Annotated in this window: 23 protein-coding genes and 1 pseudogene; 11 read left to right on the top strand and 13 right to left on the bottom strand. The window is 70.2% G+C overall.

The features are described 5' to 3' along the window. Positions 1–98: pseudogene (locus ABZ312_RS32985) on the bottom strand (hypothetical protein); the annotation flags it as partial. 23 nt (positions 99–121) lie between these two features. Then, positions 122–721: a TetR/AcrR family transcriptional regulator gene (locus tag ABZ312_RS32980; RefSeq protein ID WP_500329152.1), complete on the bottom strand. Its 600-nt coding sequence runs from the start codon at positions 719–721 to the stop codon at positions 122–124. Positions 722–909: 188 nt separating this feature from the next. Between ABZ312_RS32980 and ABZ312_RS32975 the strand changes: the two genes are divergently transcribed. Both ABZ312_RS32975 and ABZ312_RS32970 read left to right on the top strand, forming a co-directional pair. Beyond that, complete coding sequence (locus tag ABZ312_RS32975) at positions 910–1,575, top strand: nitroreductase (protein WP_500329153.1); 666 nt, start codon at positions 910–912, stop codon at positions 1,573–1,575. Between the two features lie 342 nt (positions 1,576–1,917). Beyond that, complete coding sequence (locus ABZ312_RS32970) at positions 1,918–2,952, top strand: magnesium and cobalt transport protein CorA (RefSeq protein ID WP_500439352.1); 1,035 nt, start codon at positions 1,918–1,920, stop codon at positions 2,950–2,952. A gap of 26 nt (positions 2,953–2,978) precedes the next feature. On the opposite strand, the gene ABZ312_RS32965 is transcribed toward ABZ312_RS32970, so the two are convergent. Next, complete coding sequence (locus ABZ312_RS32965; protein WP_500329155.1) at positions 2,979–3,416, bottom strand: glutaredoxin domain-containing protein; 438 nt, start codon at positions 3,414–3,416, stop codon at positions 2,979–2,981. A gap of 198 nt (positions 3,417–3,614) precedes the next feature. Then, the gene (locus ABZ312_RS32960; RefSeq protein WP_500329156.1) at positions 3,615–3,824 is read right to left on the bottom strand and encodes a hypothetical protein; all 210 of its coding nucleotides are present in this window, start codon (positions 3,822–3,824) and stop codon (positions 3,615–3,617) included. A gap of 451 nt (positions 3,825–4,275) precedes the next feature. Between ABZ312_RS32960 and ABZ312_RS32955 the strand changes: the two genes are divergently transcribed. Next, a complete protein-coding gene (locus ABZ312_RS32955) occupies positions 4,276–7,653 on the top strand; it encodes a S8 family peptidase (RefSeq protein WP_500439351.1) in 3,378 nt (1,125 codons plus the stop codon). 490 nt (positions 7,654–8,143) lie between these two features. Here the strand turns inward: ABZ312_RS32955 and ABZ312_RS32950 are convergent, their stop codons facing one another. The 4 genes from ABZ312_RS32950 to ABZ312_RS32935 form a co-directional block, all read right to left on the bottom strand. Beyond that, complete coding sequence (locus ABZ312_RS32950; RefSeq protein WP_500329159.1) at positions 8,144–10,456, bottom strand: FdhF/YdeP family oxidoreductase; 2,313 nt, start codon at positions 10,454–10,456, stop codon at positions 8,144–8,146. A gap of 35 nt (positions 10,457–10,491) precedes the next feature. Further along, entirely contained in the window at positions 10,492–11,010 is a 519-nt protein-coding gene (locus ABZ312_RS32945; RefSeq protein ID WP_500439349.1) for an SRPBCC family protein, read from the bottom strand. A 213-nt stretch (positions 11,011–11,223) separates the two neighbouring features. After that, entirely contained in the window at positions 11,224–12,717 is a 1,494-nt protein-coding gene (locus ABZ312_RS32940) for a PepSY-associated TM helix domain-containing protein (protein ID WP_500356290.1), read from the bottom strand. Between the two features lie 193 nt (positions 12,718–12,910). After that, positions 12,911–13,528, bottom strand: coding sequence for a hypothetical protein (locus tag ABZ312_RS32935; protein WP_500439348.1), 618 nt, complete (start codon positions 13,526–13,528; stop codon positions 12,911–12,913). A 693-nt stretch (positions 13,529–14,221) separates the two neighbouring features. On the opposite strand from ABZ312_RS32935, the gene ABZ312_RS32930 reads away from it, so the two are divergent. Beyond that, complete coding sequence (locus ABZ312_RS32930) at positions 14,222–15,199, top strand: helix-turn-helix domain-containing protein (protein ID WP_500329163.1); 978 nt, start codon at positions 14,222–14,224, stop codon at positions 15,197–15,199. Between the two features lie 30 nt (positions 15,200–15,229). On the opposite strand, the gene ABZ312_RS32925 is transcribed toward ABZ312_RS32930, so the two are convergent. Continuing rightward, positions 15,230–16,237 (bottom strand): PP2C family protein-serine/threonine phosphatase, encoded by a 1,008-nt coding sequence (locus ABZ312_RS32925; protein WP_500439346.1) that lies wholly within the window; start codon positions 16,235–16,237, stop codon positions 15,230–15,232. A 106-nt stretch (positions 16,238–16,343) separates the two neighbouring features. On the opposite strand from ABZ312_RS32925, the gene ABZ312_RS32920 reads away from it, so the two are divergent. The 3 genes from ABZ312_RS32920 to ABZ312_RS32910 are packed head-to-tail and all read left to right on the top strand — an operon-like array spanning position 16,344 to position 17,329. Continuing rightward, complete coding sequence (locus ABZ312_RS32920) at positions 16,344–16,478, top strand: hypothetical protein (RefSeq protein WP_500329165.1); 135 nt, start codon at positions 16,344–16,346, stop codon at positions 16,476–16,478. Next, on the top strand, positions 16,475–16,807 hold the full coding sequence (locus tag ABZ312_RS32915; protein ID WP_500439345.1) for an SDR family NAD(P)-dependent oxidoreductase: 333 nt from the start codon (positions 16,475–16,477) through the stop codon (positions 16,805–16,807). The genes ABZ312_RS32920 and ABZ312_RS32915 overlap by 4 nt, the downstream gene beginning before the upstream one ends. A gap of 48 nt (positions 16,808–16,855) precedes the next feature. Continuing rightward, positions 16,856–17,329, top strand: a complete 474-nt coding sequence (locus tag ABZ312_RS32910; RefSeq protein ID WP_500329167.1) for a cupin domain-containing protein — start codon at positions 16,856–16,858, stop codon at positions 17,327–17,329. 291 nt (positions 17,330–17,620) lie between these two features. On the opposite strand, the gene ABZ312_RS32905 is transcribed toward ABZ312_RS32910, so the two are convergent. After that, positions 17,621–18,142: a cupin domain-containing protein gene (locus ABZ312_RS32905; RefSeq protein ID WP_500356295.1), complete on the bottom strand. Its 522-nt coding sequence runs from the start codon at positions 18,140–18,142 to the stop codon at positions 17,621–17,623. A gap of 271 nt (positions 18,143–18,413) precedes the next feature. Here ABZ312_RS32905 and ABZ312_RS32900 point away from each other — a divergent pair, with 271 nt between their 5' ends. Both ABZ312_RS32900 and ABZ312_RS32895 read left to right on the top strand, forming a co-directional pair. Further along, entirely contained in the window at positions 18,414–19,136 is a 723-nt protein-coding gene (locus ABZ312_RS32900) for a TetR/AcrR family transcriptional regulator (protein WP_500329169.1), read from the top strand. Positions 19,137–19,317: 181 nt separating this feature from the next. Then, positions 19,318–20,205, top strand: a complete 888-nt coding sequence (locus ABZ312_RS32895) for a SigB/SigF/SigG family RNA polymerase sigma factor (protein ID WP_500329170.1) — start codon at positions 19,318–19,320, stop codon at positions 20,203–20,205. A 26-nt stretch (positions 20,206–20,231) separates the two neighbouring features. On the opposite strand, the gene ABZ312_RS32890 is transcribed toward ABZ312_RS32895, so the two are convergent. Together ABZ312_RS32890 and ABZ312_RS32885 are read right to left on the bottom strand one after the other, a co-directional pair. Next, the gene (locus tag ABZ312_RS32890) at positions 20,232–21,401 is read right to left on the bottom strand and encodes an SRPBCC family protein (RefSeq protein ID WP_500329171.1); all 1,170 of its coding nucleotides are present in this window, start codon (positions 21,399–21,401) and stop codon (positions 20,232–20,234) included. 4 nt (positions 21,402–21,405) lie between these two features. After that, positions 21,406–22,140 (bottom strand): histone protein, encoded by a 735-nt coding sequence (locus ABZ312_RS32885; RefSeq protein ID WP_500356297.1) that lies wholly within the window; start codon positions 22,138–22,140, stop codon positions 21,406–21,408. A 452-nt stretch (positions 22,141–22,592) separates the two neighbouring features. On the opposite strand from ABZ312_RS32885, the gene trhA reads away from it, so the two are divergent. Both trhA and ABZ312_RS32875 read left to right on the top strand, forming a co-directional pair. Beyond that, positions 22,593–23,249, top strand: a complete 657-nt coding sequence (gene trhA, locus ABZ312_RS32880) for a PAQR family membrane homeostasis protein TrhA (RefSeq protein ID WP_500439344.1) — start codon at positions 22,593–22,595, stop codon at positions 23,247–23,249. A 794-nt stretch (positions 23,250–24,043) separates the two neighbouring features. Continuing rightward, positions 24,044–25,315 (top strand): PP2C family protein-serine/threonine phosphatase, encoded by a 1,272-nt coding sequence (locus tag ABZ312_RS32875; protein ID WP_500329173.1) that lies wholly within the window; start codon positions 24,044–24,046, stop codon positions 25,313–25,315. Positions 25,316–25,374: 59 nt separating this feature from the next. Here ABZ312_RS32875 and ABZ312_RS32870 read toward each other — a convergent pair whose 3' ends face one another. Next, positions 25,375–25,983 carry an alkaline shock response membrane anchor protein AmaP gene (locus tag ABZ312_RS32870; protein WP_500439343.1) on the bottom strand — a complete coding sequence of 203 codons (609 nt, stop codon included), beginning with the start codon at positions 25,981–25,983 and terminating at the stop codon, positions 25,375–25,377. Positions 25,984–25,986 lie beyond the last annotated feature (3 nt).

Below are 25,986 nucleotides of genomic sequence, written 5' to 3'. Positions count from 1 at the left end.
GGCTCCGTGCCCTTGCTGCTGTCGACGACGTGGTAGCCGTGGTGCTGGGCGGCGGTGGCGCAGGCGTGGTTGGGCAGGATGCGCAGCCGGGTGCCCACGAGGCCTGCGGCGGGCCCGTGCGTCAGGACGTCGCCGGAGCCGGCCAGAGCGCTCGCAGGGCGCCCGGCACTCCGTCCAGCGCGGAGTCGTCCATCGCCAGCTGGAGGATGTAGCCGGGGAGCATGCACATGAACGCGGCGGCCATCGCCTCGGGAGCGACCTCGCGCGGGAGGGTGCCGCTCTGCTGGTGCTCACGGATGACGTCGGCCAGCGCCGTGCGCATCTGGGCCATCAGATCGTCGAGTTGCCTGGCCAGCGAAGGGTTCCGCAGCGCCTCGGACCAGGCCAGCACGGAGAGCCCGGCGATGCTCTGCTCGGCGGTCTTGACCTTCACGACTTCCAGGACGTCGGCCATGAGGTCCCCGAAGGAACCGCCGGGCCGATTCCTCGCGACGCTCTGGACCATGGCGAGGACATCGCGCACGCTCTCCTCGACGATCGCCGTGATCATCTCGTTCTTGCTGGCGAAGTGCCGGTACACGGCGCCGGCCGACAGGCCCGACTCGGCGAACAGGTCTTGCATGGACGTCGAATGGAACCCATCGCGCAGGAAGCAGCGGCGCGCCGCGTCCAGGATCTGCTGGCGGCGGGCTTCCATGTACTCCGGCGTGACCTTGGGCATGGATCCATCCTCCGAACAAAAACGAACCTTCGTATTAACTTATCACACCGGGCTTGACCCGGGCCGGTACCACGGAGGGCAGCCGCAGCGGTCTCGGGCTCCGCGCACGACGAGGCGCCACCCATGTGTCACATTTCGCCTGCTTTAACTGTCAATCATGCAATTAAAGCTCTTGGAGGTGGTTGGTCATGGATGTCTACGAGGCGGTCACGAGCCGACGGGCAGTCCGCGCGTTTACCGACCGGCAGGTCCCAGGCGAGGTGCTGGAGCGCGTGCTGGCTGCCGCCGCCTGGTCCCCCTCCGCGTCGAACCTGCAGCCGTGGCACGTCTACGTGGTGACCGGCGGGCCGCTGGCCGAGCTCAAGAAGCGCGCCGGCGAACGGGTGATCGCGGGCGACGCTTGGGACGATCCGGAGTACGAGCAGTACCCGCCGGCACTGCAGTCCCCGTACCGCGAGCGCCGGGCCGCCTTCGGGGAGCAGCGCTACAGCGCCCTCGGGATCCAGCGCCAGGACCTGGAGGCGCGCCAGAGGGCCGCCGCCGCCAATTGGGACTGCTTCGGCGCACCCGCCGCCCTGTTCTGCTACGTCGACCGCGACATGGGCAGACCCCAGTGGTCCGACGTCGGCATGTACCTGCAATCCGTCATGCTGCTGCTCCGCACCGAAGGACTGCACAGCTGCGCGCAGATGGCATGGGCGAAGTACCACAAGACCGTCGCAGAGGTCCTCGCTCCCCCGGGCGAGCTCATCCTCTTCTGCGGCATGTCCATAGGGTTCGAGGACGTCACCGCACGTCACCCCCGCCCGGCACGGGCGTCACTCACCGAGACGGTGGAGTTCGTCGGCGATTAGACCGCGGCGCACCCCACACGGCCTTCCGCCGGTCATGTCGAACCGCCGGCCGCGGGCGGTCCGTGTCACAAGACGACGCGCTATCCGGTCACTACGTGTGCAGGCCGGCCCGGGGGCAGGGAGTCCGTGGGGCCTTCAGGCCGGCCTGCACCTCGCGTCCGCGGGCACGCGGAAGGACGGGGAAGGCACGCGATCGAGGGTCGGCGCCATCCTGCTCGTGCGCTTCACGAGGTCCGGCCGTGCCGCGACGCCCGGGCGGCCACGAACCGGCCGGCCCTCCGGACGAACCGCACGACGGATCGCCGCCGTGCGGGAACTCGCACAAGGAGTCGGGAACAGCAGATGGCGCAGCGGGACGGGGCGGACGGCACTTGGCTGCCGCCGGCGGTCGAGGACTGCGCTCTGTACGAGGACGGCCGTCGCATACCCGGCCCGGTGGATCTGGACGCGCTCATGGAGCGGCGGGACGGACAAGCCGGGCGGTTCGCGTGGATCGGTCTGTACGAGCCCACCGCCGACCAGATCCGGCAGGTTGCCGACGCCTTCGACCTGCACCCCCTGGCCGTGGAAGATGCCGTCCACGCCCACCAGCGACCCAAGCTGGAACACTACGGCGACACACTGTTCCTGGTCCTGAAGACCATCGTCCACGTCAACCACGACAAGGTCACCGCGACCAGCAAGATCGTCGACACCGGCGAGATCATGGTCTTCGCCGGCCCCGGTTTCGCCATCACCGTCCGCCACGGCAGCGCTCCGCCCCTCGACCACGTGCGCCGCCAACTCCAGGCCGACCCGCAGCAGCTCGGCTACGGTCCGGCTGCCGTCATGCACGCGGTCGCCGACCTGGTCGTCGACCGCTACCTGGAGGTCGCCGACGCCTTCGACGACGACATCGACACCCTGGAGAGCGAGGTCTTCTCCCCCGATCTCCCCGTCGACCCCGCACGCATCTACCAGCTCAAACGGGAACTCCTGGCGTTCAAGCGCGCCGTGATGCCGCTCGCCCCCGCCCTGCAGCACCTCGGCGAGCAACCGATCCCGCACGTACCGGGCCAGGTGCCCGCCTACTTCCGCGACGTCGCCGACCACCACCAACGGGTCACCGAGCAGATCGTCACCTTCGAGGAACTCGTCAGCGGCATACTCGGCGCCAGCATCGCCCAGATCAACGTCCAGCAGAACGCCGACATGCGGCGCATCAGCGCCTGGGCGGCCCTCGTCGCCCTCCCCACCTTGGTCGTCGGCATCTACGGCATGAACTTCGACTACATGCCCGAGCTGAGATCCCCCTACGGCTATCCGGCAGTTCTCGCCGTCATCGCCCTCGTCTGCACCTTCATCTACCGGGCCCTGCGCCGCAACAGATGGCTCTGACCGTGCCGCGCAGCCGTCGCTGCTGATCAAGCGGGCGGGCCGAGCTGTTCGCGCACCCAATCAGGGTCAGGGTTCGTATGCGGCCGGCCGGCCACGACGACGGTCGGCACGGTCTCGTTGCCGTCGTTGGCCGCTCTGACCGCCGCGGCACCAGCCGGGTCGCGCCAGATGTCGACCCAGCGCAGCTCACGGGCCCTCCGCCCCAGGCGGACGCGCAAGCGCAGGCAGTACTTGCAGCCGGGCCGCCAGAAGACGACCGGGCGGCCGTCGAGCGCGCTCCGGCGTTGCGCCTCCGACGCACCGATCCCCTTGGGGAAGACCAGCGGCGAGTTCACGCCCGCGAGCAGTACGAACCCCACGAAGAATGCTCCGGCCTCACCGGGGCTGCCCCCGAGAACCAGCCCCGTCGCGACAACCGAGCCGCAGACCAGGAGCAGCATTGGCAAGAGCCACGCACGCGTCATGTTGACGCAGCCTATCCGTGAGCCGAAAGCGCGCCCGACCGGGCTGCCGCGACTGGCCCTTCGCCGTATCCACGGCAGCTCGCGGCCGCGCTGTCAGCCCGCGCTGCCGGCCTTCCAGGCGCTCCAGTTCATGTGCCGGCCGTTGGTTCGGAGGCCGGTGCCGCAGTGGTGTCGGCCGTCGCACCTCGGGGGACAGCATCATGTACGACTGCGGGACGGCGGCGACGCCAGGTCGCCGACGGCGGCCGCCCCGTCGATGCCGGGCACCGCCCCATCGGCGTTCTCCCGGTCGGCGGTGAAGTAGCGGGGCGCGCAGCCGGCGGAACCCGACTGGGCGGGGACGTAGAAGAGCCCAGCCGGGTCGGTTTCGGCGGGTTCGGGGTCTTCCCCGTACACGTACAGGCACATGGTGTTCCTCCGGGAGCGAGGGAGATGCGCGACTCGGGCACGGGCCCGCGTCCGGCAATGAGGCTATGCCCGCAGGTCAGGCCGCCATCGCGCTCAGCGGCAAACCCTGACGCCGCTCTGACGGTGGGGAGCCGCGCCCGGGCCTCCGGGGGACCCTGCCGAAGGCCAGGCACGGCGGAAGGGTCGGCGGCCTGCGGCAGGGTGCGCGGCAGATCGTGTGCACGGGGGACCGAGGGAGTGTGGAAACCGGTCCGGAGAAATCGGGAACCCGGCGGACGGGGCCGACAGGTAACAGGGGACCGCGACCAGAGCCCGGCCCGTATGGGGAGGAACCGATGAGAGCAGATCACCCCCGGCGGAGCCCGGCCGCATGGGCAGTCTGACTCCCGCGGTCTTCGCCCTTTTCACATGACACCGGCCGCTTCGCCGTGCCCGGTAAGAAAGGCATGCCTTGACACACAAGAGACGAGCACCGGTTACGGCGTTCGCCCCCTTCACCGCCATCACCATCGCCGCGGCCCTGCTGGGCGGAACGGTCGGAGTGGTCCAGGCCGCGCAGGCCGATGGCGCGTCCCGGACCGGATCGCGTCCCGGGGCCGCGTTCGGCACGGGTTCCGACGCCACACGACGGACGGTCACCCTCGTCACCGGCGACAAGGTGACGCTGGACGCCACCGGCAAGGTCGTCGGCGTCACGGCCGCCGAGGGCCGGGAAGGCATGGCGTTCCGCATATCGCGCGCGGCCGGCGGTGACACCTACGCCGTACCGCGCGACGCCGAACGGCTGATCGCGGACGGCACGGCCGACCGGCAACTGTTCGACGTGACGCGGCTGGTGGGTTTCGGGTACGACGACTCCTCACGGCCCGACCTGCCGCTCATCGTCACCTACACCAAGGGCGGTCCCATCGCGGCGCGTACGCTGTCGGACTCCGGCGCCCGCGTCACCCGCGACCTGCCCAGTATCAACGGCAACGCCCTGCGGGCCGGCAAGTCCGAGGCCGCGGCGCTCTGGCGGACCCTCACCGGCAGTGGCGCGAGCGCCCGTTCGTCGGCCACCGCCACCTCGGCCAAGGTCGAGAAGATCTGGCTCGACGGCAAGGTCACGGCGAGCCTGGACCGCAGCACGGCGCAGATCGGCGCCCCCGCTGCCTGGGCGGCCGGTTACGACGGCGCCGGTGTCACCGTCGCCGTGCTGGACACCGGTGTGGACGCGACGCACCCGGACCTGAGGGACCGCGTCGACGCGCAGGTGAACTTCTCCGAGTCCCCGGACACCGTCGACCGCGTGGGCCACGGCACGCATGTGGCCTCGACCGTCGCGGGCTCCGGGGCCCGGTCGGACGGGAAGTACAAGGGCGTCGCGCCCGGCGCCCGCATCATCAGCGGCAAGGTCCTCGGCGACGACGGATCGGGCAGCCCCTCCGGCATCATCGCCGGCATGCAGTGGGCCGTCGCCCAGGGCGCGAAGGTGGTCAACCTCAGCCTCGGCAGCGACGACACCCCGGAGACCGACCCGGTCGAGCAGGCGGTGAACGGGCTGTCGGCGGACTCCGGCACCCTCTTCGTCATCGCCGCGGGCAACGGCGGCCCCGCCGCGGGCACGATCGGTTCCCCGGGCAGCGCCGCCGCCGCGCTCACCGTGGGCGCAGTGGACCGGGCGGACGCCATCGCGGAATTCTCCAGCCGGGGCCCGACCGCCGACGGTTCCCTCAAGCCCGACCTCACCGCCCCCGGCGTGGACATCGTCGCCGCCAAGGCCGCGGAGGGCGTGGAGGGCGACCCGGCAGCCGACGGCTACGTGTCGATGAGCGGTACGTCGATGGCCACCCCGCATGTGGCGGGCGCCGCCGCGATCCTGGCCCAGCAGCACCCGGACTGGACCGGCGGGCGGATCAAGGCCGTCCTCACCGGTTCCGCCGCACCGGCCACTGACCTGGCCGCGTTCGCGCAGGGCACCGGCCGCACCGACATCGCGCGGGCGATACGTCAGCACGTGACCAGCAACCCCACCTCGCTGGACTTCGGCACCGCCCGGTGGCCGCACGCGGACGACGAGCCCGTCACCGAGAAGGTCACCTACCGCAACGACGGTGACCGCCCGGTCACCGTCGACCTGGCGACCGAGGCGTTCGGCGAGGACGGGAAGCCGGCCGCCGAGGGCATGTTCGACGTCTCGCCGAAGCGGCTCACGATCCCGGCGGCCGGCACCGCGACCGCCACGGTGACCGCCGACAGCCGCGCGGGCTCGGCCGACGGCACGTTCGGCGGCTCCGTGACCGCGACGGCCGGGGAGACCGCCGTGCGGACCGCCATCGGCGTGAACCGCGAGCAGGAGTCGTACAACCTGACGGTCAGGCACCTCGATCTGGGGGGCAAGCCCACCGGCGATTCCGAGACGGGCGTGTACGGCCTGGGCAACGACATCTGGCGGGACTGCTCCGACCCCACGGACGGAGAGTTCACGGTGCGGCTGCCCAAGGGCCGCTACGCCCTCGAGGGCCGCGTCTCCACCGGGGCGGACCCCGGCGACGGGAAGCTGGCGCTGCTGCTGCACCCGAAGTTCTCGCTGACCCGGGACACCACCCTGGTCATGGACGCCCGCAAGGCCAGGCCCGTCCGGATCACCGTGCCCGACCGCGCGGCCGAGAACACCGACGCCACACTCAACTTCGGCGTCAACGACAACGGATCCGGCTACACCTCCACCTACGACATGGGCAGCTTCGGCAACCTGCGCGTCGGGCAGCTCGGGGCACCGCTTCCCGCAGGCGAGGCGTTCGCGCAGTACAACGGGACGTGGACCCACGGCACGGTGAACTACCGACCGGCCTCGAACCGCACCGGCGACCTCTCCGGATTCACCGCGATGCTGCGCCGCCGGGACTTCGCCAAGCTCGTGCTCACCCTCGGCGCGCCCGCCGCGGGCAAGACCGGCAGCCTCGTCGCCGCACCCCTGACGCCCAACGGCAGCTGGTTCGACTTCCACCCGGAGGAGGGCGCCCTGCCGCGCACCGTCACCGACTACGTCCTGCCGGCCGTGAAGTGGCAGTACGCCACCGGCCAGTACGGCGCTCCTGGCGCGGACGGCGAACCCGTGTGGGACGGCGGCCAGACCGTCACCCGGGCCAGGGCCTACGCCGCGGGCAGGACGTACGCGCAGCGCTTCAACATCGGCGTCTTCGGCCCGCACCTGTACAGCGCGGGTGGGGAGGCGTCGGGCGCGGTCCGTCTCGGCGACGACTTCAGCGCCTACGTGCCGCTGTTCTCCGACGGCGCGGGCCATGTCGGCGTCTCCGACTACACCAGGGCCACGAGCGCGCTGTACGCGGACGGCACGCCGGTGTTCACCTCGGACACGCCCCTGGACGGCGACACGCACACCCTGCCCGCCGAGGCGCGGGCCTACCGGCTCACCACGGACGTATCCCGCGCCGCGTCGCTCTCCGCGGTCAGCACCCGGGTGACGGCCGAGTGGACCTTCCGCTCCGCCCACGTCTCGGGCGACACCATGACGTGGCTGCCCCTGTCGGCGGTGCGCTTCACGCCCAAGCTCCAGGCGGCCAGCACGGCCAGGGCGGGCAGGGCCTTCACCGTCCCGTTCACGGTCGAGGGCGCGGCCACCGCCCGCATCGCCCGCAAGCTGGCGTTCTCGGTGTCCTACGACGGCGGCAGGAGCTGGAAGCCGGCCAAGGTCACCGACCGTGAGCGGCTCGAACTGCGCCACCCCGCCCGCCCGGGCACCGTCTCGCTGCGCGTCGTGCTCACCGACGCCGACGGCAACACCCTGAAGCAGACGATCTACCGCGCCTACCGCACCACCGCGTAGGCACTGCGCTCCACACGCGGGCCCCGGGCCGTCGGCCCGGGGCCCGTCCGCTCCCGACGTCCGGGGTCACGCGTCGACCGCGCGCGTCGTGCCGGCCCAGCTGTCCAGGTCGGCCAGGCGTGCGGTGAGGGCGGCGCGCCATGGCGTCCGCGCCGAAGACGCCGAGGGCCAGTCGCAGGGGCGGGGCGTCGCTGTCCGCGGCTGCTCGGATGCCCGCTGCGATGCGCGCCGGTGACGCGTACGCGGACGCGGGCTGTGCGCCGATGGCCTTCTGGACCTCACGGACGGTCTGGTCGTAGTCGTCGATGGCGGCCGCGACGTCGAGGTTGTCGAGGAAGGCCGTGGCGGTGGGACCGGGCTGGACCATGGTGACCTTGATGCCGAGCGGGGCGAGCTCGTCGGCGAGGGCGTCCGACAGACCTTCGACGGCGTACTGCGCGCACGGCGGGCGCTCCGGCGTACTGCGCGCACGGCGGGCGCTCCGGCCACATCACAGCGGCGAGGCATCCGGGTGGGTGCCCGAGGGCTCCAGCCGGACGACGATGCCCTTCGAGGTCGGCTGGTTGCTGGTCTCGGCCACGCTCTCCAGCGGCACCAGGACCTGGGTCTCGGGGTAGTACGCGGCGGCGCAGCCCAGCGCGGTCGGGTAGGGGACCACCTCGAAGCCCTCCGCACGGCGCTCCACGTCATCGTTCCACACGCTCACCAGGTCCACCGACTGTCCTTCGCGAAGCCCGAGTTCGGTCAGGTCCGCGGGGTTGACCAGCACGACGCGGCGGCTGCCGTGGATGCCCCGGTAACGGTCGTTGTTGGTGTACGGGATGGTGTTCCACTGGTCGTGGGAGCGCAGGGTCTGCAGCAGCAGGTGCCTGTCCGGGGCCTGCGGCATGGCCCAGGCGTTGCTGGTGAACATGGCCTTGCCGGTGGCGGTGGCGAAGACGCCCTCGTTGACGGGGTTCGGCAGCCTGATGCCGCCCGGCCGGACGACTCGCCGGTTGAAGTCGTGCAGCCCCGGCAGGATGTGCGCGATGCGGTGGCGGATCGTGCCGTAGTCGGTCTCGAACTGCTTCCACGGGATGCCGGTCCTGCCGTCGAGGGTGTGCCGGGCGAGCCGGCACAGGATGGCGATCTCGCTGAGCAGCAGTTTGGAGGCCGGTTCGAGACGTCCGCGGGAGGTGTGCACCTCGCTCATCGAGTTCTCGACGGTGACGAACTGCTCGCCGCAGGGCTGCACGTCCCGTTCGGTGCGGCCCAGGGTCGGCAGGATGAGTGCCGTCCGTCCGCAGACCGCGTGCGACCTGTTGAGCTTGGTGGAGATGTGGGCGGTCAGGCGGCATCGCCGCATGGCCTCCTCGGTGACCGCGCTGTCGGGCGCGGCCCGGACGAAGTTGCCCGCGAGGCCGAGGAAGACCTTGATGCGGCCCTCCCGCATGGCCTTGATCGAGTTCACCGAGTCCAGACCGTGGGCGCGTGGCGGGTCGAAGCCGAACTCCCGCTGCAGCGCGTCCAGGAAGGAGTCCGGCATCTGTTCCCAGATGCCCATCGTGCGGTCGCCCTGGACGTTGCTGTGTCCGCGCACCGGGCAGGCGCCGGCCCCGGCCCTGCCGAGGTTGCCGCGCAGCATCAGGAAGTTGACGATCTCCCGGATGGTGGGGACAGCGTGCTGGTGCTGCGTCACGCCCATGGCCCAGCAGACGATGACGCGCTCGCTGTGCAGGACGTCGTCCCGCACGTCCTCGATCTCCTCGCGGGTCAGTCCCGTCGCGGGCAGGATCTGTTCCCAGCCGATGCCGTGGGCGTGCTGCGCGAACTCCTCGAAACCGCTGGTGCTGGAGCGGATGAAGTCATGGTCGAGCACGGTGCCCGGCCGGGCGTCCTCGGCCTCCAGCAGCAGCCTGTTGAGGCCCTGGAACAGCGCGAGGTCGCCGCCGCTGCGGATGTGCAGGAACCGGTCGGCGATCCGGGTGCCGTGTCCGATGATCCCGCGCGGCTTCTGCGGGTTCTTGAACCGCAGCAACCCGGCTTCCGGGAGCGTGTTCACCGCGATGACGCGGGCGCCGTTGCGCTTGGCCTCCTCCAGGGCGGAGAGCTGCCGCGGATGGTTCGTACCCGGATTCTGGCCCACCAGGAAGATCAGGTCGGCGTGGTGGAGGTCGTCCAGGCTGACGGTTCCCTTGCCGGTGCCGAGGGTCTCGTGCAGGGCGGTGCCGCTGGACTCGTGGCACATGTTGCTGCAGTCGGGCAGGTTGTTGGTGCCGAACGCCCTGGCGAAGAGCTGCAGGACGAAGGCGGCCTCGTTGCTGGCCCGGCCCGAGGTGTAGAAGACCGCCTCGTCGGGTGAGTCGAGCGAGTTCAGCTCCGCGGCGATCAGCTCGAAGGCGTCGCGCCAGCTGATCGGTTCGTAGTGGTCGGAGTCGGGCCGCTTGACCATCGGTTCGGTGAGCCGGCCCTGCTGGTTCAGCCACAGGTCCGACCCCCGTCCCAGCTCGGAGACCGAGTGCCGCCGGAAGAACTCGGCGGGGATGCGCCGCGTCGTGGCCTCGTCGTTGATGTGCTTGGCACCGTTCTCGCAGTACTCGTTGCGGTGCCGGTGGCCGGGAGCGGGATCCGCCCAGGCGCAGCCGGGGCAGTCGATGCCGTCCACCTGGTTCATGGTCAGCAGCGTCACCCCGGTGCGCGCGACCGAGGTCTCCTCGAGGGAGTACTCCAGCGCGTGCCGTACGGCGGGCACTCCCGCGGCCCATTCCTTGGGCGGGGTCACGCCGAGCGCTTCGTCCGGCTCTTCTCGGGGGGCCTTCTTCATGACGTGCGTCCCTCGTTCTCTCGTCCGCGGATCGCTCATCCGACCGGCCACCGCGGGACCCGGCTCCGTGGCGGTTCCGGCTCCAGCGGCCGCACGTGTCCGTTGTGGATGGACGCCCGCCAGGCTCCGCTCTCCTCGCCGATGCCCTCGATGTACTCCTTGAAGTTGCGCAGCTCCGCCCGGACGACGCGGCGCGCGACCCCGAGGGCACTCGTGACGGTGTCCGCGATGCCGCGGCGTGTGGTCTCCATCCGCACGGTCACTTCGGTGCGGTCCGCTGCCACGGAGCGGAGGGAGACCGTGCCCCGGTGGTAGGGGCTGCGTCGCAGGCTCTGCCAGACGAGGTGCGAGTCCGGTTGCTGCTCGACGATCTCCGCCTTGAACTCCCGGTGCAACGGGCCGATCCCGATGACCCAGTGGGTGACCGAGGGGTTGATCTGCTCGACCCTCCTCACCGCGGACATGAACCGCGGAAAGCTCTTGAACTGGGTCCACTGGTTGTACGCGGTACGTACCGGGACCGCGATCTCGACCACTTCTTCGACGGTCGTCATGGCCCACCTTCTTCAGGCGCCGCTCTCTCCAGTGTCACCGCCCGCCAGGGACGTCGCATGTGGGTGAGCGCGGCGAGGGGACGCTGCGCCCGGCTCCCGTCACGTTCGGTGGCGACCGCGTCTGCGGCGCTGCCCCACAAGACGCAGCTGCCTCCGGTCCGGCACGGTGGGCGTGCCGGACCGGAGGCAGTTGGCGTTGTCTCCCCTTCGACGCTAGGCGGTTCGGTTCCGCCGTACGAGCCCGACCGCCGTGTCGACGACGAGGAATCCGAGCAGCGTGATGCCCAGGAGGGGCAGCGCCCAGCCGAGCGCGGCGACGGCCGGGACGCCGATGATCAGCAACGGCAGGGGCAGCTGCCGCCACGTCCCCCGTACGGGGGCCTTGCCGAGTGCCGCCGTGCGGTCGCCACGCGTGGGCCGGCGCTGCCACCACATCCGGTAGCCCCACACGATCACGGCGATCAGGCCGAGCGCGATCAGCGCCAGCAGGATCTGGTTGACGATGCCGAACAGCAGGCCCATGTGGCCCTGGACGCCGAGCTTGCTGAGCTTGGCCAGGACCGGGTAGTCGGCCCACCTGCTCTCCGAGGTGACCTGGCCCCTGGCGGCGTCGACGGCGACCTGGTCGTAGTGGACCGGCCACAGGTCGTCGTCCTGGGCCACCGTCCAGGCGGCCGCGTCGTCCGTGGGCGGCGTCAGCTCCACCCGGCCGCCCAGCCCGGCGTCGCGGGCCACCCCGAGGACCGCGTCGAAGTCGGCGGGGTCCGCCGACGCCGCGCCCTGGTCCGTGCCGTGTCCGGCGTGCCCCGCGTGCTCGCCCTCCGTCGCCCCGGCTCCGCCGGGCAGGGAGGTGACCAGTTCGGGGGCGTTTCCCTTGGCCGCGTCGAGCAGCTGCCCGAACCGGTCACCGGCGTAGTGGGACCAGGTCAGACCGGTGGCGCTGAGAGCGAGCAGGCCGACGGCGATCCAGACGCCCGTGGCCGCGTGCCGGCTGCGGGTACGCCGTACGCCCCGGGCGGAGCGGTCGGGCAGCAGCACACCGCGTGCCGACGTGGCACGCTGCCCGCGGGCACGCCCCAGCCACAGGACGAGGCCCCCTGCCACGATCACCCACAGCCAGCTCGCGGCGACCTCCGAGTACAGACGCCCGGTCTCACCGAGGTGCAGGTTGCGGTGCAGGTCGTCCATCCAGGTGGTCAGCGGCGTCGAGCCGTACCACGTGGTCAGCTCACCCTTGACCTCGGCCGTGTACGGGTCCACGAACACCGTGCGCTGGTTCTCGCCCAGTTCAGGCAGCGACAGCACCACCCGCGTGGTCTCCTCCGGGCCGGACGGAGTGATCACCGAGGACAGCGTGCCCTCCGGGTGGGCCGCCCGGGCGGTGGCGATCTGCTCCGCCAGGGGGCGCGGTTCGTCACCCACCTCCGCCACACCGAGCTGGTCGCCGTAGACGAGCTGGTCGAGCTGGGGCGTGACGGTGTAGGCCAGCCCCGTCAGGGCGGCCACGAGCAGGAAGGGGGCGACGAACACCCCCGCGTAGAAGTGCAGCCGTACGAGCAGCGCCCGAACGCCCTTCCACGAACGGCCGGGTCGTACGGGACCGGTCCCCGAGGTGGCCGGCGGTACGGCGGGGCCGTCGGCCTCCGCGACGGCCACCGCGGCTTCGTCGCGGTCGTCCCTTGGCGTTTGTTCCTGTGTCGAAGTCATGCGTGCATCCCCAATCGGCGCCCGGCGCACTGGGCGCGGGCGCTCATGAAGCCGACGATTCGGTCCGCCTTCACGGCGGTACGGCGTGGCGGGCCTGCCGTTCCGGCACCGGGCGCGCGTGGATGCGCCGGGCGGACGGTGTGCGTGGGCACGCCGGACTGCGCCCGTCACCGCGACGGGGCGTGACGGACGGTCAGGAGCAGATCGCCGGCCGCGGGGGGCCGCGTCGTGTGACGCTGTGCCACAGGGTCGCCTGGTGGTCCAGGCGTGGGGGGACGTGGAAGGACGCGGGCGTCGCAGGGGCGGGTGACGTGACGACGGCTCGGACGCGCGAAGCCCGGCGCAGTGGAGCGAAGACGAAAGCGGCCAGGGAGCGGCCGAGTTGGAAGGCCGCGGCCTCACCGCGCCACAGCCACAGCCCGCACAGGACCGCGGCCAGGGCGTGGGCGGAGACCATGCCGGTGGACCAGCCGCCCATGGCGGCGGTGCTCATGGGCATCGCGGCCACGGCGGCCGAAGACCGGTGGCCGGCCGTCATATCGGCGGGGGCGGCGGCGAAAGCCTGGGCGAGGCTGAACCAGCCGTGCAGGGCGAACTGGGCCGCCGCGGTCGCCGCCATGACCGCCGGGGCACCGCGCTCACGGCGACCCGCCAGCCACCACGCTCCGGCGGTGGTGGCGGCGAACCCGTACCCCACCGCCCAACCGGGAACCGCCCGCGACATCAGGGCGTGTCCGAGACCCGTCACCGCCACGCACACGGCCGCGAACACCGCGGCACGCGCGAGGCGGAAGGCGGGCCCGGATGTCATGGGCAGCAATGATGCCATCGACCACCCGAATGAGGGACGGGGCACGCGGAAGCACCGACGGCGCACGATGGCCTGTGCTGGCTACGCGCCGTCAAACCCGTGGGCTCTCCCCGTAGTCCATCGCGGCCCGCCACAGGGCGCGGCCGTAGCCCGACCGCGGCGCCCGGGCAGGACCGACCCCGACGTACCGGGCATGAGCCGGCGGGCGCCGACGCACCCGCGACGCGCCCCTCGTGGACGACGACGAGGACCCGTCCCACGGAGCCGTGAGCACCGGCCGCAGCCATTCCCAGCGGAAGGGCACGCGCCGCAGCCCGCTTCGCGGGGACGGGAGGTGAGCCCCGGCGCGACTCGCTCCGGCGCGGCCAGGGGACATGCGGGCGGCCCGCCGGTGTACCGGCGGGCTGCTCCATCCCCACAACCTGGCGGCAGGCGCTTTCCGCCCGATCGCGCCCATGACCTCCCCGCAGGTTGATGCAACAACCCTACAAATTGCTTGACGCGGCAAGGAAGTCGCGGGGAGGGATCGCAAGGATGCGCCCTGCGGACAAACCGCAGTCTTTATCTGAATTCGGCCCATACCCGGATGAATCGATTTAGCATGCCCCTGTTGGAGCTGGCGGCGGCCTCGGGCACGCCACAGAGAGGGCCCGGGCCGTCATCAGATTTCGCTTTCGCTGACGCGGTGACATCGTGAACCAGGCATTTCGTACGAACATCCTTCCACCCCACGAGAAGGCGGAGTACTGGACGGACGCAGTCCACCAGGCAGTCACCAGGCTTGAGATCCGGCCTCCAGAGGACGGCACGTTGTGCGGATCCCTCTGGCTGGCCTCGGTCGGTGCCATCCATGTGGGCCACGTCGAGGCAAGCCCTCAACGGATGGCCCGGACCAGAGGGATCATCGCCAACGACGCCGGCAACGCGCTCATCGTGAGCCTGCAGGAAGCAGGCAGCAGCGTCGTGGCGCAGGACGGACGCGAGACGCTCCTCACCCCCGGGGAATTGGTCCTGCTCGACTCCCGGCGACCCTTCTTCAGGGACTTTCCCGGCAGCTTCCGTCAGAACATCGCCTCCATCCCACTCGAGATGCTGGACCTTCCCGATGCGTACCTGGCCCGCGCCATCGGCCGGCCGTATCGCCCAAACCACTACATCGGCGGAATTCTCGCCGCGTACGTGACCAGGCTCGCCGCGGCGGCGGCGTCCGAGACCTGCCTGGCAGGAGCACAGCAGTACCTGGAGCGGGGGATGCTCGACGTGCTGACCGCGCTCGTGGCACACGACGGCAGGCTCGACGCCGACGTCACGCCCACCGCCGAGGAGACGATGCGGCTGCTCGTGCGCGACTACATCAAGGCCCACCTCGGCCGACCGGAACTCTCCCCGGCCGTGATCGCGGCCGCGCACCACATCTCCGTGCGCTATCTGCACAAGTTGTTCCAGGGCGAGGACATGACGCTCAGCCGATGGATCCACCACCAGCGGCTGGAAGCCTGCCGTGAGGATCTCGCACGTCCTGACCTGGCCGGGTTGACCGTGGCGACGATCGCGCAGCGATGGGGTTTCGTCAGTCCCGCGCACTTCAGCCGGACCTTTCATTCCGCCTACGGCATCTCCCCGGCCGCGTGGCGCCGAATGGTCCTCGCCGATCTTCCCGGGCACCCTTGACCGGCGGCTACGGCGAGGTGCCGTTCATGATCAGCGCCAGCGCATGGGCCTGACGCCTTCCGACGGGTCGGGGTCCGCCGGGCAGGGAAGGACCGCCCCACCCCCCTCTCCGTGGCGGGCCAGCGCGATCATCGCGAGATCGTCGGCCGGCAGGGCACCACAGTGGGCGACGATGTCCTCGACGATCTCCGCCAGGACGTGGTGCAGGCGCTCGTGACAGAAACGGTGCCGGTCATGCCAGGTCCACGAGGTGGCGCGTTCCAGGAGCGGGAAGGAGGTCCCGCTGCAGTCGCGGGCCTCGATGAGGCCGTCGGTGTACAGCAACAGCGTGTCGTGGGGGCCGAGTTCGAAGGCGTTCTCATGGGCGCGGATGTCGCACAGCGGGCTGAGCCCGAGCGGCGGGCAGGGCGTGCCGGGCAGCAGGACCAGTTCTCCCGAGCGTGCCCGCACCGGGGGCGGATGGCCGAAGTTGACCATGCGGGCGTCGGGCTCACCGTCCGGCACCTCCAGGATCAGCGCCGTCGCGAAGCGTTCGTCCGCGTCGCAGCGTGCGTCGTCGTCCGCGTCGGCCAGGTACCGCAGGAAGCTCTCCTCACGGAAGGCTCCGAGGATGGCGATGACGTCGAGGAACGAGGGCAGCCCTCTCCCCCGGAAGTCGCCGATGATGATGCGGGTCGCCGCGTCGGCCCGGGCGACCGCGTAGAGGTCCCCGCCCACCCGGGCCTGCCCGCCGCAGGCGTGGTAGACGGAAGCGAGGTCGAGGCCGCCGACACGCGAGGGAAGCGGTCGCAGCAGCACATCTTGCACGGCGTCGGAGACGGCGAGGGAACTCGCCACCCGCCGGCGGTACAGCCGGAGCAGCCTGCCGCATGCCACGGCCGCCGCCGGTGCCGCAACCAGCTGCAGGAGACGGCAGGCGCTCTTCACCCGACCGCGCAGGGGAACGGCCGCGCAGATCGTGAGTACCCCCAGCAAGGCCCCCGCGATGGGCACGAGCCGTACCACCCGCATGTCGTCGAATTGCTTGAGATCAGTCATGCCGCACCTCTCCTTTCCCACGCACCCGCCCTGTCGGTGGGAGGCTGCGGCGGCCGCCGGGGCGGACGCTCATCGGGGATCCGGTGGTCGTCGCGCCACGACCGCCGTGAAGACGTTCGAGGAGATGTCGTGGGACGAGTTGGGCACGAAACTGGAGGAGGAGATGCGGGCCGCGTTTCTGGTGACCAAGGCCGTCGTCCCCGGCATGACGGCGCGCGGCTACGGCCGGATCGTCTCATGAGCACCGGGACGAGCCGACAGCCCCGGGAACGGATGGTGGCACTCGGAACCTCGAAGGCGGCCCTGAACCAGTTCGCCCGCTACGTCGCGCAGGAGATGGGGCCTCGCGGGATCACCGTCCACGTGGTGGCCGCGAGCCCGGTGGACGAGACCAGCATCGCCGATGTCCTCGGCGACCTGCACAGGAAGCGCCAGGCGGCGCAGACCGTGCTCGGCCGGATGGCCAAGCCCGACGATGTGGCCCGGGCCGTCGCCTTCTACGCCGGCGAGGACAGCGGGTTCATCACGGGCACGGTCGCGGGGGTCAACGGCGGCGGGGCCTGGGACTGACCTCCTGAGGAACCACCGGCACCACTACACCTGATCGAAGGAGTCATCATGGAGTCCATGGCCACCGCCCTGGTGGTGCAACCCGGTGAGGCAGCCGGGGCGTCACTTACCGACGGCGCATTCGAGCTGCTCGCCGACGGGGGCGCGGTGAGCGCCAGTCGGCTCACCCTCGCAACCGGCGCCGACGGTGCACCCCCGCACCACCACAAGCTCTCCCACGAGCTCTTCTACGTACTGGACGGGACGATGCTCTTCCGTCTCGGCGACACTCTGACCACAGTGGGAAAGGGCGGGCTCGTCGTCATTCCGCCCGGCCTGCCGCACGTGTTCGGGGCGGCAGAGGGTGAGGTGGCCGACGTAGTCGTCGTGCTCAGCCCTGGCATCGAACGGTTCGGCTACTTCGAGCAGTTGGCAGCCATCAGCCGTGGCGAGGCGGAATTCGCGTCACTTCTCCCCGAGCAGCACCGCTACGACGTGCACTTCGAGGACCTCCCCGACTGGCGGTCAGGCCCGTCGGGGTGATTCCAAGCCGACGCACTGCCTGGATCGGCCCCAGGGAGGCCGAGCTCCCGTCACCGGCGGCCCCGCAGAGACAGAGGTGGCCCGGTACGGCCACCTCCGTCTGGCAGCGCGTGGCGTACATTCCATCGGCGTGAGTAGCCGGGGGCGGCATTTCCGGGCTATAGGGACGGTGGCGTTCCGGCGGGCCAATCCACCCGTGCGCCAATGCCCGGCGCACGGGTGGATTGCAGCAATGTACACGACCGGTTGTCTATAGCGCCCAGCGGATGTGCCCGTTTCTGGGCGACCAGGTCAGCTTTCCGGCATCACGGGCGAGTCGATGTCGAGATCGCCGAGCGATTCCCCGTACACGGCGAATCGCTGGGCGTCCCAGACGGGGGCCGGCACGCCCGGTACCGGCTCGTCGCCCCTCATGAAGAGGACCTCGGGACCGCCGGGGGTGAACAGGAAGAGGAGCTTGGCGTGGCGGGTGCTCTTGTTCAGGAAGCGATGCCGGGTGCCCGGCGGAACGTACAGGAAGTCCCCCGATCGCGCGATGATCTTCTCGTCGCCGTTGAGGAACTCGAGTTCACCGTCGAGGAGGTAGAAGGCCTCGCTGTTGCGGTTGTGGACGTGCGCCACCGGCCCGGCGCCGGGCGGTACGTCCGCCTCGACGAAGCCCAGGTGCCCGTCGGTGACGCCGGTGTGGACCTTGACCGAGTAGACGCTGTCGGACACCCACTTGGTGATGCCTTCGCCAGCGGGCACATGGATGGCTCCACGTTTCGTCCAGCGCGGGTCGTCGGCGTCTATCTGCAGCATGGGAAGACTCATCCAGAACTCCTGACAGTGGTAGCAGGCGCGGTCGACCCCGGCGCCTGACAGTCGTCAGACTAGCCGGTTCTGACAGCTGTCAGGCAAGTGGGGTCCGTTCCTCCTGTCGGCGCCCGCACCGGTTTCCCGGCGCCTGGCCGCTGCGCGGGCGGGTGGGCCGCTGCGCGCTCCTGTCGACGCACGACGGTAATCTTTGGACCGGACGCCGCCTCTCGTAGCCGATCCGAGCCCTCGATCCGACCGGGCGGTTGCGGGCCGCGGCTCAGGTGGCGTGGCTTCCGACCGGCGGCAGGGATTCCGTCGCTCGGCCGAGGAAACCAGGAGTACGAGCGAGGTGTCAGTGGCGGAACACGGCGCGATGGACGACAGGCAGGACCACCGCCGTCGGGTGAGAACGCCACAGGTCGACCTCACCGATTCCGAGATCCTCCAACGCGGACTCGAAGCCTTCGCCGAACTGGGCTACCCGGGTGCGTCCGTGCGCGAACTGGCCAAGCGCCTGGGGGTCAACCACAACTTCATCAACGACCGCTTCGGTTCGAAGGAGAAGTTCTGGCGCGCGGCGGTCGACCATGCCCTCAGGGCTCCCATGCGGCAGCTCGTCACCATCCTCGAGGGTGACCTGGACGATGTCGAGAAGTTCAAGTGCGTCGTTCGGACCTATCACTCCCTGGCCGCGAACATGCCCCACGCGAACCGCATAATTTCCGATGAGTCCGTTTTCGAGTCAGACCGTCTGAACTATCTGTACAGCGAGTACACCGGCCGATTCCTGGACAAACTCGAACCGCTTGCGCAGCGGCTCATTGCTTCGGGCCGGATGCCGCCCATGAACATGGACGTACTGTTCAGCGCGCTCACGGGACCCGCAGTCGTCATGGCCCAAAATCAACTCGTGCGCCGCACGAACGAAGCGGGGGATCCGCGGACCGACGAGTGGCGGCAAAAGACGGACTCCTTGGCCGAGGTGGTCATTCGAGGGCTGCTCAGCTAGAGATCCACCTCATGTGGCCCGCCCAAGGGCCTGCGGATGGGGATCGTGGACGAGGCTGCACTACGGCCGACGGCGCCCGGAACCGTTGACGTCTCCCGGCGCATCATGGTGCGGGCCTGCATGAGACCGGCTGTTCGGGGCACACGGTGGCTGACACGGCGGACAACTCAAGGGTGATGACGTGACGGTATCCACGCAGCAGTCCACGGACGTCATCGAGTACCCTGCGGGATCGGCGCCCACACGGGCCCTCCAGGACGCGGGTCTGCCGTGGATCGAGGACGCCGGCACCATCGCGCCGAAGGATGCCCGCCAGTTGTCGAAGCTGTTCTTCGACCGGCTGCAGAGCATCGAAGAGGGCACAGCCGCGTACAGCTACGCGCGCAACACGCTGATCGAGATGAACGTGTCTCTGGTCCACTTCGCCGCCCGTCGTTTCCGAAGCCGCGGTCCCGAGGAGCAGGAGGACATCCTGCAGGTCGGCACCATTGGCCTGATCAAGGCCATCGACCGGTTCGACCTGAGCCGCGAGGTCGAGTTCACGACCTTCGCCGTTCCCTACATCGTCGGAGAGATGAAGCGGTTCTTCCGCGACACCTCCTGGGCCGTGCACGTGCCGCGACGCCTGCAGGAGTTGCGGGTGGAACTCGCCAAGGCTCGTGACCACCTCACTGCGGTCCTCGACGCCCCGCCCAGTGTGGCGGAACTGGCGGCGTACCTGGAGATCGGCGAGGAGGAGGTCATCGAGGGTATGGTCGCCGCCAACGGCTACAGCGCCGGCTCCCTCGATCTGCCCACTGACGAGGAGGGTGAGGGTGGCAGCCGCTCCTACGCCGACACGATAGGTGCCTGCGACCCGGCGATCGAGAAGGTCGAGGACTTGCGGGCGCTCGCGCCCATGCTGGACCAGTTGGGTGAGCGCGAACGTGTCCTCTTGCAGATGCGGTTCGGCCAGGAGTTGACCCAGTCCCAGATCGGCGTCGAACTCGGGCTCTCCCAGATGCACGTATCCCGGCTGCTCTCGCGGCTGCTCTCCAAGCTCCGTGCGGGGATGCTCACCGACTCCTGAGCCCGCGTCCTCCTGGGGGTGGCTGATCATCGCCGCCTGCGGCCGCCACGTGCCCGCCCGGAGGAGCGATCAGGACTCTGCTCCTCGTCCTCCTCTTCGTCGCCCTCCTCCTCTTCGTCGCCCTCCTCTTCTTCTTCGTCCTCTTCTTCTTCGTCCTCTTCTTCTTCGTCCTCGGGGTACTCGTCCTCCTCTTCCTCTTCGTCCTCCTCTTCGTCGCCCTCCTCTTCCTCTTCGCCCTCGGGGTACTCGTCCTCCTCTTCCTCTTCGTCCTCCGGGTACTCGCCCTCCTCTTCCTCCCCCTCTTCGCCCTCGGGGTACTCGTCCTCGTCTTCGTACTCGTCAGGCTCCTCCGAGCCTTCCTCTTCGGCGGCCTGCTCTTCTTCCTCGATGGCTTCCTCGTGCGTCCGGACCACTTCGCCGTCGCGGATCTCGCCGCGCCAGCCGTCCGCTTCCTCGTCGGTGAGGGTCACGTAACGCTGGAAGTGCTTGAAGTCCAGGCGCAGACGACGCCCTTGGGCGCGCCAGATGTTTCCGGTCTTCTCGAAGAGGCCAGAGGGGTAGTACTCGACCACGAGCACGATGCGGGTGAGGCTGGGTGCCAATTCGTGGAAGCTCACGCAACCGCGCGTGGTGCCCTTGGCGCCCTCCGAGGTCCAGACGATGCGTTCGTCCGGCACCTGCTCCTGCGTCGTGGCCTTCCACCCGCGGGTCGACGGACCCACCTTGACCTTCCAGTCGCTGTCCGCCTCCTTGCCCCGTGACGCACTGCGGACGCCCTTGGTGAAGCTGCTGAACTTCTCGTACTGAGTCCAGTGGTCGTAGGCGAAGCGCAACGGCACACCCACGTCCAGCACCTCAATGATGTTCATGACCTTGGGCGTACCGGACTTGCGGCCCTTGCCCCCTCCGCCGCCGAACACCCCCTTGACCTTGTCGACGACGTTGTCCTTGATGCTCTTCGCCTTCTCACCGATCAGAGCCTTGACCGGTGAGTCCCCTTGGAGCATTCGCAGGCCCGCCTTGGGGAGCACGCCGCCCCCGTCAGCTACACCCTGGAGCCCGCTGGTGACGTCGCCGAGTTTGTCCGTGGCCTTGTCCGCCAGATTCTGTACCTGGGCCCCCAGGAAGCTCGTGAACGCGCCGCGCAACTGGTCGAGCCCCGAGCCCTGTTCGCCTTCGCGTGTCGTGCCGGCCATGGGCCTACCTCCGCCGTGTGGATGCCTTCTTCGCCGCCGTCTTCTTCGCCGCCGTCCTCTTGGCCGGAGCGGAGGCCTTCTTCGCAGCTGCCGTCTTCTTCGCGGGAGCGGAGGACTTCTTCGCCGCCGTCGTCTTCTTCGCGGGCGCCGTCTTCTTCCCTGTCGTCTTCCTGGCCGGCGCCTTGTGGGGAGCCGCCTTGGCGGGGCGGCGGGTTCCACCAGGACTGCGCGCACCCTCGTCCCGGCCCGCTTCCTTGCGAGCTGCCCGGCGACGCCTGGGCTCGGGCTTCTCCGGTTCCTCCTCTTCCGTCTCTGCCTCACCCTCGGATGTTCCCTCCTCTTCCTCCTCCTCGGGCTCCTCGGGCTCCTCCTCTTCCTCTTCGTATTCGTCCTCGGGCTCCTCCTCTTCCGGCTCCTCTTCCTTGCGCTTGCCTATGCGCTCAGTGCGTGCCTGCAGGGAGTCGGCCAGCGCCGAGAGCTTGCGGTCGGCAACCGCGCCCATCGCCTGACGGCCGGCTTTCAGAGCCTCACCGCGTAGCTGCTCGCTGAGTTCTTCGAATTGCGGAAGTTCTCGCAGCCTCTTGACCCCTTCCGTCAGCAGCTGTTGGGGTTCGAGGCCGACCCGCCGTCCGGCCAGGTAGGTCGCGATGCCGAAGGCCAGCCGCCCCTTCTTGGTCCGGCCGAGGATGTAACCTCCGGCCACCGCGACGGCAAGAGCGACTTTGGGTACGTCGTTCATCGAGTTTCCCTTCGAGAGGGTTACCGAGCTGGTGTTCCGGGTGGCGCCCGCCGTCGCCGGGAACGGCGGCTCGCTCGTCAGGGCGAAGCGCCCACGTGGGGTGGCGGGCAGTGGCCGCGCTGCTCGCTCCGCTATCTCCAGTCTGGGTTGTGACGTCAGCAGGCGCATGTGGAGAGCGGAACGCCATGGAGAATTGCGGCCACCCGATCCGCGCCTCCGCGGTCCGTGAGTCGCCCTGCCACCTCATGCACCGACGTGGGCGGGCTCCTAGCATGGGGTGTATGTGCGCAGATGACGTCCAGCGGCCTCTGAGGCAGCCGGACTTCACGGCCCACGCCGTGCCCACCAGCGCAGTTCCTGGTCACAGGGCAGACGGGACGCGTCAGCGAGCGGTCGGTCTCGCCGAGGCAACCGGACACGGAGCCGCGGGGGCCGCCCACCAGGTTGGCGAGATGGCGGAGGCGGCCGCCGGGGCCATGGAACCGCTGAAACCGAGACTCCGTGGCTGGTTGCACGCCGGCATGTTTCCCGCCTCACTGATCGCGGGCATCGCACTGATCTGCCTTGCACGCACGACTTTGACGACGCTCGCCTGTGGAATCTACTCCGCCTCCGCGTGGCTGCTGTTCGGCACCAGCGCGCTCTACCACCGCGGCACCTGGCGTCCTCGCGGGGAGACGGTCCTGCGCCGGCTGGACCACGCCAACATCTTCGTGATCATCGCCGGCACGTACACACCCCTGACCATGGTCCTGCTTCCCCAGCACAGACGGGCCGTCCTGCTGGGACTCATGTGGGCCGGCGCACTCGCCGGAGTCGCCTTCCGGGTGCTGTGGGTGGGGGCACCCCGCTGGCTGTCCACCCCTTGCTACCTTGCGCTCGGCTGGTCAGGCGCCTTCCTCCTACCGGACTTCCTGCGCGTCGGCGGGCGCGTGGTCGTGGTCCTGATCGTCACCGGCGGAGTTCTCTACACCGCAGGCGCAGTGGTGTACGCGACGAAGCGACCCGATCCCTCTCCGCGCTGGTTCGGGTTCCACGAGGTGTTCCACACCTTCACCCTGGCTGCTTTCACGACCCACTACGCGGCGATCGCCCTGGCCGCCCTCTGACCGGCATGTGACCTGCGGATCCTGGCGTGCGCAGCGGGGTCCGTGGAGCGTAGCGTGGGAAGTGTCCGTCCGGCCGGCCGTGTGAACACCCCACGAGGCCCGGACCCCACCCGGGCGGGTCCAGGCGGTCCAGCAGCGTCGATCCCTTCCGGCATGCCGCGGCCGGGAGCCCGGCAGCAAGGGGACGTACGCCTTCACGCGGGAGTGGATTCCGGCCTCTGATCGGCAGTGACAAGCCTTTACGGGAGGAGCTCATGGCCGTACAGCACCGTTTGGTGGGCGGGTCCCCAGAGGAGGTGTGGGCCGCCCTCGCCGACGGCTCGCGGTACGGCGAGTGGGTCGTCGGCCCCTCGCATTCCCAACAGAGCGACGACCGGTGGCCGCACGTCGGGTCCTCCATCGAGTTTGATCCAGCTCCGGCACCGCAGCATGCTCGGCAGGCTGGCCGGCGCCGTGGAGAACGACGTCAGTGAGCAGGAGAAGGCGAGTTGACCCGCGGTTTGCGTGCGCGGGCCGGCGCTGACGGTGCTCCGAGGCGTCCCTGTTCGCAGCGAGGATACGGGTCTCCATGGTGGTGCCATGGACGGCAGCACCGCCGCCCCACGCCGGCAATCGTCTTCCTTGTCCCCGGCACCGGACCGCTGGTGGCTACGGTAGTCGTGTGACAGTCCATTCGATGACGGTGTGCGATCGATCCAACACTTTCTGATGTACCGGAGGCGGTCGTGGGGGCACGGAGACGTTTACACGAGGGCCTCGCGATCCCAGGCGAGACGCGGCCCGACGGCCTGCCCGTGGCACTGTCCGACCGACGGCGGCTGGCCGCGGTGGAGGCGACCGGGTTGCTGGACACCGGCCCCGAGGCGGCATTCGACGACCTGGCCCAGCTCGCGGCCTCGGTGACCGGCTGCGGGCGGGCATTCATCACCCTGGTCGACGAGCGTCGTTCGTTCTGGAAGTCCTGCGTCGGGGTGGACGCCGGGGAGGTGGCCGAGCGGCAGATCCCCCTCCGGGAGAGTTTCTGCCCCTTTGTGGTCGGCCGGCACGGGGAGCCGTTCGTGGTCGCGGACGCCGCCGCCGACCCCCGCACGAACGGCCATCCCGCGGTCACGCGTATGAAGATCGGAGCCTGGGCCGGGTACCCGATCCTCGCCCCGGGCGGAGAGGTGCTGGGCAGCATCAGCGTGGTGGATGAGAATCCGCACGCCTGGCAGCCCCAGGAACTGGCGGAACTGGCCACGATCGCCCGCGCGGCCAGCAACGAGATCAACCTGCGCACCTCGCTGGCCGTTGCCCAGGACGCCCTGGAGACCGCAAGCACGCTGGCCCGCAGCCTCCAGGACAGCCTGTTGCCCCCGGTACTGCAGAAGGTTCCCGGCCTGGAGACGGCCGCATCGTACTTGCCGGCGGCCGGTGGCAGCACCGTGGTGGGCGACTTCTACGACCTATTCCGGGCCAAGGGGCCTTGGTGGTGCACCGTGATGGGCGACGTGTGCGGGAAGGGCACCGAAGCCGCCAAGGTCACCGCCCTGGCCCGCTACACCCTGCGCGCCGAGGCCACCCAGCACAAGTCCCCCGCCTCGGTGCTCGATCACCTCAACTCCGCCCTCATGGAGCAGCGCAAGGGAGAGCGGTTCCTGACCGCCGTCTACGCCACTTTCCGCACCACACCCGCGGGAATCGCGGGGCGGCTGTGCACCGCGGGACACCCCCCGGCCCTGATCCGCCGGGCCAACGGCCGCATCCAGGAGGTCGGACGGTCGGGAAGCCTGCTGGGCATCCTCGCCGACGTCAGGCTGACCGACGTGCCGTTCCGGCTCGCCCCCGGCGACGCGCTGCTGCTCTACACCGACGGCGCCACCGAGGCCCGGGCCCGTCGCACCGCGTCTTCCGGCGCCCGGCCGCAGTTCGGCGAGGAAGCACTGGCCTCCGCCTTCGCCGCCTGCCGAGAAATGGATGCGCAGGGCATCGTCACCCACCTCGGCGACCTCATCGCCGAGCACACGGGTGACTGGGCCAGCGACGACACCGCGCTGCTCGCCCTGCGCGTCCCCCCGCGTCCCTGATGGGGCGTGGGACGGAGCGGGCGGCCTTGCCGGTGCCCACCGCGCCCGATGAGGGCGCCCTATTCGACGCGGCGTGCTTTGTGCCTGCCGACGTCGAAGCGCGCCCGGGTGGGCAGTTCGGTCAACCCGGTGCTCTCGCGCGCGTGCGCGACCGGGCCGTGACACAGCGCCTGCAGGACCGGGGCGGGTACGGCGTGATCCGTCAGCGTGACGGCCACGTCGAGCCGGGGGTGCGCCGGGCGTCCGCTCAAGTGGGCGCCCGCCCGCCCGACGCCGGGCAGAGCGCTTGCTTCGGCGGCCACGGCGTCGCTGAGGGCGCGGCCGCGCAGTTCGACACCGTCGGGCGGAGGCGTTCCGCCCAGGTGCACCGCGCCTGGACGTTGGCGTCGGAACTGGGCGATCAGCCACAGGAGGGCCAGGACGGTCGCCAGCGTGAGGCCGGCGATGACGGCGGGCCACCACCACCAGCCCTGGTCGCTCCAGCGGATCCGGTCCGCGTTGCTGAGCAGGACGTCATTGTGCGTGGTCAGCGGCCAGCCGGCGGGCGCAGCCACGTGAACCCGACGGTAGAGGTCGAGAGCTGCGGTGAGGATCAACAGCCCGCCACCCAGCAGCACCAGGCCGCTGATGGCCAGGAGGAGGCGGTTGAGTGTGGATCGGCCGTTCATGGC

The sequence above is a fragment of the Streptomyces sp. NPDC006207 genome (assembly GCF_040613835.1).
Taxonomy (GTDB): Bacteria; Actinomycetota; Actinomycetes; order Streptomycetales; family Streptomycetaceae; genus Actinacidiphila.
The sequence above is the reverse complement of the archived record's forward strand: the minus strand, read 5'-3'. Positions and strand labels throughout refer to the sequence as shown.